The following is an 8898-nucleotide window of genomic DNA, read 5'->3' on the forward strand; positions in this document are numbered from 1 at the left end:
ATACTGTTGGTTGATAACTTTATAACTGCTCTTTCGCCGCTTTTGCTGCTGCCTGGTAAACCGTGTTAAAATCAGCCTTTTCCTGTTTATCACATAATGCAGAAACACTGTCATATTCCGGATAGCAGTAATTCTTTCCCTTATAGCTGCAAACCTTTACATCCGCTGTTCCATAGGCTGTTTCCACCTGGATCTTTCTGCGGTCTAAGGCAGTGCGCTCTGCCGGGAAACGACGAATGCCAATGGATGTGGTATGGGTAAAGATAATGTCTTCCATAACCTCACGGTTGCTTTCACGGCATAATACAGAAAGCATATAAGCCGGGCGGTTCTTCTTCATATAGATTGGTGTATACCATACGTCATTTGCTCCGGCCTTTAACAGCAGGTTCATGGTATATCCCAGTGCTTCTCCTATGCAGTCATCTAAATTGGTCTCTAACAGCTCTAAGCCGTCTGTTTTTTCTTCTTCCTCTTCCTCAATGAGCATGGCACGAAGGATGTTTGCATGGTCAAAATCCTTATTTCCGGCACCAATACCGATCTTTACGATGCGATAGTTCTTTGGCATGGAAGCACCGGTGCTCAGTGCTGCTGCGATCGCCGCGCCGGTAGGTGTGACCATTTCTCCCGGTGTTTCTGTAAAGCGCAGCTTCAGGCCATATGCCTGTGCAATATTCGCTGTAGCCGGTACAGGAACTGGCAAGGTGCCATGCTGGCATCTTACATAGCCCTGACCTTCTGCAAGTGGGGAAACAATGACTTTCTCAATGCCTAAGTTATCCAGGCAGACTGCAGTACTGATAATATCAACGATAGAGTCGATGGCGCCTACTTCATGGAAATGTACCTGATCAATTGGAAGGCCATGTGCCTTTGACTCAGCCTCTGCCACAATTTCAAAAATACGTCTTGCCAGCTGTTTTACTTTATCGGAAGACTGCAGGCGGTCAATAATGGTGTAAATGTCGTAGAGGTTGCGGTGGGTGTGTGGGTGCATGTGATCGTGGGTATGGCCGTGGTCATGAGTATGCTCGTGATCGTGGTCATGATCTCCATGATCGTGGTCATGATCTCCATGATCGTGAGTATGCTCGTGATCATGGTCATGGCAATGCTCATGTACATGCTCTTCATATTCCAGATGCACATCAAAATCATATGCCTTGATGCCGCATTTCTCCGTCGTTCCAAAATGCAGATGATAGCCGTCTACTCCCAGACTTGCCAGTGCATCTTCCAGTACCTTTCTGTCTGCTCCCAGATCAAGAAGCGCTCCTACGGTCATATCACCGCTTATTCCTGAATTACACTCCAGATATAATGTTTTTTTCATTATTTCTTCACCGCCATTCTGTTTATTTGTGTTGCAATATATCCGGCTCCATAGCCGTTATCAATATTTACTACCGAAATTCCATTTGCGCAGGAATTGATCATGGTCAGAAGAGCCGACAGACCATGGAAACTGGCTCCATATCCTACAGATGTAGGTACTGCGATCACCGGTGCGTCTGCCAGACCTGCGATCACCGTTCCAAGAGCCCCTTCCATTCCTGCTACCGCAATAATGCAGTTTGCCTTGCAAATACGCTCTCTCTGGCTTAACAGCCTGTGGATCCCAGCAACTCCCACATCATAGATGCGGTCTACCTTTGTTCCGAAATACTCCGCTGTCTGGGCTGCCTCCTCTGCCACCGGGATATCTGCTGTGCCGCCGGTACATACTGCCACACAGCCTACAAGCTCCTTATCCGGCTTTTCCACCTTTACAATGCGGGAAATAGGATCATAGACTGCTGCCGGTACCAGAGAACGGATCAGCTCATACTGGGCCTGACTGGCTCTGGTTCCAAGAACTTCCCCGTCTCTTTCATAAAATTTCAGGAATATCTCTTTTAAGTACGGATCCGGTTTTCCCTGGCAGAAAATAGTTTCGCCAAAACCGGAACGCAGTTTCCTGTGATGGTCCAGCTTTGCATAGCCCAGATCCTCATAAGGCAGATCTTTAAGCTTCGCCTCTGCCTCTGCAATATCCAGCTGGCCCGCTTTTACCTGTTCCAGCATCTTATGCACATCCATGCTTCATGCTCCTCCTTTTATCCACAATTATTCTATTAGAAATCCACCGGCACCGGCAAAACACTCTGTCGATATCCGGATCTGTATACTTTTTAATATCTGCCGACAGCAGGATTTTAATATAGGTCCTGCAACTACTCTACAACTGGATCCGTCCTGTACAGATTCGCTGAAGCAGCGGCTCTGAATGGCTTACCACTAAAAGTCCGATCTCCCGGCTCCGTACTTCCTCCAGCAGAAAATTCCATATCTGGCTCTGTGTGATCAGATCCAGCATGGCTGTGATCTCATCTGCCAGCAAAAAACTGGTTTTTTCACCTAATGCCCTTGCAATACAGAACCTTTGAAGTTCTCCTCCGGAAAGTTCCCCAGGATACCGCTCCATCCATTCCTTCTCGATCCCAAGACCATGGATCAAGCGTTCATCTAATACGCCGCCTTCTTCCAGAACTGTTTTCATCTTTCGTCTGGGATTGACTGCCTCCTGTGGATGCTGCCAGATCAGCTGTACCGGACAGTAACCTTTATATTCCGAAAGTGGCTTTCCGTCCAGTAAAACCTGGCCTTCATCTGGCTGTTCATAACCGGCCAGTATTTTACAGAACGTAGTCTTGCCAAAACCACTGGGTGCCGCAAGCCCCAACCGGTCACTGCTGTCAAGGCTTACAGATACATGGTTTAATATCTGTCTGTTTCCTTTATGATAGCGGAAAGACAGGTCTTTTGCTTCTAATCTCATAAGCTGACGCCTTCCTTTCCCCATGCATTGTATTCACCGGACCTTTGTCCCGACGCCATCTGCTCTGACGTTATTTGCTCTGACGTCATTTGTCCCTTTAATCCCGCTGGTCCCGATAATATTCCAGGTAAGATCTCATTTTCATCTCCCGGACAGATACAGCGCACCAGTCCCCCCTGATAGGGCACATAGGAAACTTCTTTGCTGCATTCGGTCTTATATTTGGGGCATCTGGGGCCATAGGGACAACCCTCAGGAAGATCTCTTACATAAGGCTGGATCCCCGGTTCCGGGGCAAATCCATGCTCCGGCATTGCCCGAAACAGCGCCCTGGTGTACGGATGGCGCAAAGCCGCCTCCCGGTTAAAATCCACGGTATCCGCTTCTTCCACAGCCGTTCCCGCATAGAAAACAACGATCTTATCTGCTGTTTTTAACGCCAGCTCCAGATCATGGGTGATCAGAAGCACTCCTGCCCCCTGATCTGCGATCTCACGGAAATGGGACAGCACCCGCAGGGCCGCTTCCATGTGAAGCCCAGGCGTAGGTTCATCTGCGATCACCAGCTGGGGCTGTTCCACCACCGCTGTTCCGATCAGCACCCGCCTTGCCATTCCGCCGGAAAGTTCAAAAGGATACATATGATCCACTTCTTTATCAAGGCCATACCGGGCCAGTGCCTTCCGGCTTTTTTCCAAACTGATCCGTTCTTTCCCGCCTGCTACCTGCTCTCCCACTTTCATCAATGGGTCCAGATAAGAAACACTCTGGGGAACCAGGACGATCTCATGGCCCCGCAGCTTTTTGATCCGCTTTGAGGTCAATTGCTCGCCTTTATAATAAATATCTCCCCCACATTTTCCATTATAAGGCAGAACCCCCATGACTGCATGGGCTAAAAGGCTTTTTCCGGAGCCGCTGGAACCAACCACAGCTACCATTTCTCCCCGTGAAACACTGAGACTCAGATCACGGATCACAGGCAGTGTTTTTCTTGAAAACCAGCCGTCATATTGGGTAAATGTAACGGATAAATGTTTGATGCGAAGAAGTTCTTCTCTTTCAAACTTTTTCTGTTTTCCTGTTTTTTCAGATTTTTCTGTTTTCTCATACATCTTTATGTTTTCCATCTGCATCGGCGCCTCCTTTCCACCTTTTTCCCGCACTTTCCTGCGTTCTCTTTTTATGCTTTTCCTGCGTTTTTCTTCATGATCATCTTTTAACAGCATCTATCTTTTGCTTTTTATACTCATTTTCCCTACTCATGTGCCCTGGACGGATCCAAAAGACTGTTTAACGTATCACCGATCACATGAAATAACATGACTACCAGCACCAATAGTATTCCCGGGAACAGCGCCAGCCACCATTTTCCCATAGTCAGATATTTCATGCTTTCAGAAAGGATCACACCGATAGCCGGCTGCTCCGGTGATAGTCCAAAACCTAAAAATGTAATGCTTGCTTCGTGGAGTATAGCATGTGGAAACATAAGTACCATTCCCACTAATACCTGTGGCAACAGATGGGGCATCATATGCTTGACACCTATCTGCCATGGACTCATACCCATTTTTTCAGCGATCTTTATAAAATGGCTTTCCTTTAATTGGAGCACTTCCCCGCGGATCAATCGTGCTAAAGAAGTCCAGTGTGTCAGGATAATGCCTGTTGCCACGCCTTTTAAACCTTTTCCCAATGCAAAAGAGATCAGGATAAGAAGCAGAATATGGGGTATTCCCATGACCAGGTCAATAAAACCACTGATCAGGCTGTCTGCCCATTTTCCGCCTGCCGCACAGGCAAGTCCCATTCCCACTGCGATCAGGGAGCTGAAGGCAGATGTAATCAGGCCAATGCGTATACTTAAGGACAAACCTGTAAGGGTACGCACAAACATATCCCGGCCCATCCAGTCTGTTCCAAAAGGATATTGTATACAGGGTGCTATATTTTTCCTGGTAAAATCCGTAGTCAGTGCCTGTTCCTTCAGACAGACGCCTGCAACCAGCACTGCCCCGATCACTAATACCGCCAGTGCCATAAGCGCCGTCATAAGCACACGCCTGCTGCTTATCCCCTCTGTCCGTTTCAAATACTTCTTCAAATTATCATTACCTTTCATCCCCCATTTTCAAGGTTTTGCGATTTTATTTTGCGCCTCTTCTCATTCTGGGGTCTATGATCTCATATAAAATATCAGCAATAAAATTGCCTGCAAACACCATCGCTGCACTGATCATGGTAATTCCCATAAGCAGCGGAATATCACTGCCAAGACCTGCGCTTACTGCCGCCTGTCCCAGTCCCGGATAGGAAAATACCTGTTCCACCAGAACGGAGCCGCCGAAGATCTCGCTGATCGAAGCAAACTGCAGGGTCAGGGCCGGAAGGATCATGTTGCGGAGCCCATGTCTTAAAACAATGGAACTCATGCTTTCCCCTCTGGTTCTTGCAAAAAGCACATAATCACTTTCCATAACCTGGATCATTTTCTCCCTGGTATGGAGGGTGATATTGGAAATGCCTGTAAGACTTAAAGCCGCTGCCGGCAATATACCATGACGGATGCGGTCTGCTATAGAAACGGTGGCTGCATCTGCGCCTATGGGAACGCTTAAACCTACGGGAAGGACTTTTAACCACACTGCAAACACCATAAGAAGCACCAGAGCCACCCAGAAGGCCGGTGTACTGGCTGTAACCAGTGCATAGGCGGAGATCACACGGTCTGTGAGACTTCCCTTTCTTGCCCCCGCTGTCATCCCAAGGATCACACCGGTAACTCCGGATAAGATCCACGCAGCCGCCATCAGCCATACAGAACTGGCGAAACGGACCTGGATCACTTTTGCCACAGGCTGATGATATAAAAGGGAAATTCCCATATTTCCCCGGATAAAGTCCCCAGCCCACGCAAGATAGCGTTTTAACGGCGGGATTCCTTCGCCCCAGTAAAGGCGGAGACGCTCGATTTGCTCCGGGCTCATGGAACCCATAGCCGCCTGACCTACGTTAGTCTGCAGCGGGTCCAGAGGTGCCATGGAAACCAAGGCAAAAGCCGCAATACTGACGAAGAAGAGAAGGATCAGCATCCGTATGAAATTTTTACTGATAAATATAGCCTGCTTTTTCAAACTTATCTGCTCCTAACTATTTTCCGTAAACATCCGGTTTTTTTCCACAATAACTGTTTTCCACAATATCTCTACTCCCAGGTCCACTGATCCACATTATTTACAATTGACCAGCCATGTCCATGTGGATGAAGCTTCTGATCAGCTACATGGAGACCCTTTCTGGACCAGTAGAGATGATCAATGTTTACCAGCCAGATCCATGGGATATCTCCCTCCTGGGTCACACCGTTTTCTCCATCCCACTGTGCTTTTTTCCAAAGATCATAGGACTCTTCCAGAGACGGGCTTGCAAGGGCCTGATCCATATATTCGTCCACTTTTTCGTTGGAATATGGGGAATACTCTGCAAAGGAACTGTTCTGGGCTGTATGGTAAATATTGTAAAATTCCATTGGGGTGTGGGCGCCCCAGCCCCACATAAGAGGAGTGGACTGGGCTCTGTCATAGGCTGTATCCCAGCCTACACCTTCAATGGATACCTGGATACCAAGTTCTTTCAACTGGTTGGCTGTATCCGCTGCCAGCGCCTGACGGACAGAGTCGCTTGCAGGATACATTAATGTAAATCCGGCCTGAACGCCGTCTTTTTCGCGGATGCCATCTTTTCCTTCTGTCCATCCAGCTTCTTCTAACAATGTTTTTGCAGCTTCCGGGTCATAGGAAGTTTCAGAAGCCTCATTGTACCATGGCATTTTATCACAGACACTGTAAGCAGGGCTGCCGTATCCATTTAACACATGTTGGATCATTTCTTCCCTGTCGATGCCTAAGTTAATGGCTCTGCGCACCCTTACGTCACTGGTAAAATCATTTCCTGCTGCCACACCATCTGCGGTCACTGCGCCGGAAGGAACAGCCGGAAGGTTAAATCCACGGTTATCTACTGTTTTAAACGCCAGCAGATCATAGCCATCCACCGTCAGGTCAGAATAGGAAGCCGCTGTGTATGCAAGATCTGCCTGTCCAGCCTGAACTGCTGCAAAAGCCGCATCTTCTTCCATAAATAAAACGGTCACATGCTTCATTTTCGGCGCTTCCCCATAATAATCCGGATTTGCCTCAAAGATCACCTGCTGTCCCTTATCCCACTGTTTCATAATATAACGGCCGGAACCAATAGGGTTCTGTCCATAATCAGGGCCATAGGCATGTTCCGGAAGGATACCTGTGATCGCCATGGTGTATGGCCAGATAGAATAAGGCCGTTTCATATGGAATACTACGGTAGTATCATCTGTGGCCTCTGCCTCGTCCAGCATGGTAAAATCATTTACTGTACTGTTATCACGAAGCGTATTATAGGTAAACGCCACATCCTCTGCTGTCAGCGCTTCCCCGTCTGTAAACTTCACATCCGACCGGATGGTCACTGTCCAGGTCATGCCATCCTCAGAGGTCTCCATATCTGTAGCCAGGTCATATCCAATGGTCAGATCTTTATTTGTCACAGTCAATGTACTCTGGATCAGCGGTTCATGAACATGTTCCCCTGCGCCCCAGCCATAAACCGGGTCAAAACCTGCCTCTGGTTCTGAGGATGGACCCATGACTACGATAACAGAGTCTTTTTCTGCATCCTCCGTCTGCGCCTGTGCCAGCTGGTCCGTCTGCCCATTTGCGTTCTCTGTCTGCTGACCAGAAGCACTGTTGCCTCTTCCGCAGCCTGCAAGGCCTGCTGCCACCAGGATTGCCATCATTGCCAATAAAAAACTTTTACGGCTCTTTTTCATATTTTTCGTTCTCCTCTAAAATATCTGAATTTGATCAATACTTCATTCGGTACCTTCTCAATAAACAAAACAAGAAGGTATGAACTGCCCCTTCCTATGGCATTCACACCTTCCTGGTATGGTTATCTTTCAAAATTCTGTTTTTATAAATCCTGTTTTTTATCTTATGATCTTTCTTGTTACACTCCCGTTCATCAGGAGAACCACCGGCTTCTGTCGGAAACTGTATAGAATTGTAACACCTAAGCAGTTGTTCGTCAACCGATTGCAGCCTTTTTAAGTGTTACTTATTGAAACACTCCTGCTGTCCATGTATTGCATGTACAATAATAAACCGTTTACAATGTCCCCGCCTGAAATCTTACATACGTCCTGTCATCAAAACTTTTATTACCTGGTTTCAGTCCCTTGGTAGACTCATATAATCTGCAGCACTGGGGATCTTCCTTTAAAAGTCTGTCCAGATCCTGTTCTGACTGCTGTAAGGTCGGCCTTAACAGCGGATATCCGTCGCTTGCCAATATGATTTCATGTTTCCCTTCCGAAAGATGGATCACTTTTATTAATTCATCCGGTATCTCTTCTCCGTTCAGCACGGAATACCCATAAGAAGTTCCAACTTTATTAGCAAAGGCTGTAGCATTTACGATCCAGGGTTCCACTTTTGCTCTGGCCTCACTGGCAGGTACCTGCAATGCCATCAGCAGACTGCGAAACTGACTTAAGATCACATCACTTCTCTTAGGCTGCAGATATTCCCGGCCATCCACCATTGCCTGACAATCCCCGATCATCCATATTTCATGTAAATATTCCGAATAAATAACTGCTGCCACCTGCAAACCCTTTGAACGGATGTCATAAGGGAAGTCCACTTTCTCATAGAAATCATGAAACTTCTGATTGCACCGTTTAATAAATGTCTGGCAGTCTTCCGTTCCTTTCAACTCTCTCACTGCCTGCCCTGCAAGTTCTGCTGCCAGTCTTCCTGTAGACTTTCCTTCATAGGTAAAATTAGACTTTGGTGTCACTCCATCGATCACTGCAATGAAATCCGGCATGATCACCAGAATGTCTTCACTTAAGCGCCCTGGGGATTTTCCTTCTGTTTTGGACTCGATGATTTTCATAAAATCTTCTCCTGAAATTAATACTAAATTACTAAAACTTCCCACACCGATGTGGTGTGTTGAACCTTGAAAATTCA

At 47.2% G+C, this 8898-nt stretch carries 8 protein-coding genes; all 8 read right to left on the reverse strand.

The genetic code is table 11. The features are described from left to right. Nucleotides 1-19: 19 nt before the first annotated feature. On the reverse strand, nucleotides 20-1336 hold the full coding sequence (gene larC / locus DW251_RS16295) for a nickel pincer cofactor biosynthesis protein LarC (protein ID WP_118301747.1): 1317 nt from the start codon (nucleotides 1334-1336) through the stop codon (nucleotides 20-22). Continuing rightward, nucleotides 1336-2082, reverse strand: a complete 747-nt coding sequence (larB, locus tag DW251_RS16300; protein ID WP_021869062.1) for a nickel pincer cofactor biosynthesis protein LarB — start codon at nucleotides 2080-2082, stop codon at nucleotides 1336-1338. The genes larC and larB overlap by 1 nt, the downstream gene beginning before the upstream one ends. A 139-nt stretch (nucleotides 2083-2221) precedes the next feature. Further along, a complete protein-coding gene (locus DW251_RS16305) occupies nucleotides 2222-2821 on the reverse strand; it encodes an ATP-binding cassette domain-containing protein (RefSeq protein ID WP_021869063.1) in 600 nt (199 codons plus the stop codon). After that, nucleotides 2818-3951 carry an ABC transporter ATP-binding protein gene (locus DW251_RS16310; RefSeq protein WP_347474686.1) on the reverse strand — a complete coding sequence of 378 codons (1134 nt, stop codon included), beginning with the start codon at nucleotides 3949-3951 and terminating at the stop codon, nucleotides 2818-2820. Before DW251_RS16310 ends, DW251_RS16305 begins: the two co-directional genes overlap by 4 nt. 128 nt (nucleotides 3952-4079) lie before the next feature. Beyond that, nucleotides 4080-4877 (reverse strand): ABC transporter permease, encoded by a 798-nt coding sequence (locus DW251_RS16315; protein WP_021869065.1) that lies wholly within the window; start codon nucleotides 4875-4877, stop codon nucleotides 4080-4082. A gap of 94 nt (nucleotides 4878-4971) precedes the next feature. Next, nucleotides 4972-5916 (reverse strand): ABC transporter permease, encoded by a 945-nt coding sequence (locus DW251_RS16320; RefSeq protein ID WP_118301757.1) that lies wholly within the window; start codon nucleotides 5914-5916, stop codon nucleotides 4972-4974. 113 nt (nucleotides 5917-6029) lie between these two features. Beyond that, a complete protein-coding gene (locus DW251_RS16325) occupies nucleotides 6030-7691 on the reverse strand; it encodes an ABC transporter substrate-binding protein (protein ID WP_118301749.1) in 1662 nt (553 codons plus the stop codon). A 338-nt stretch (nucleotides 7692-8029) separates the two neighbouring features. Beyond that, nucleotides 8030-8821 (reverse strand): hypothetical protein, encoded by a 792-nt coding sequence (locus DW251_RS16330; protein WP_118301750.1) that lies wholly within the window; start codon nucleotides 8819-8821, stop codon nucleotides 8030-8032. Nucleotides 8822-8898 lie beyond the last annotated feature (77 nt).

This window comes from Clostridium sp. AM22-11AC, assembly GCF_003473545.1.
Lineage (GTDB): Bacteria > Bacillota > Clostridia > Lachnospirales > Lachnospiraceae > Enterocloster.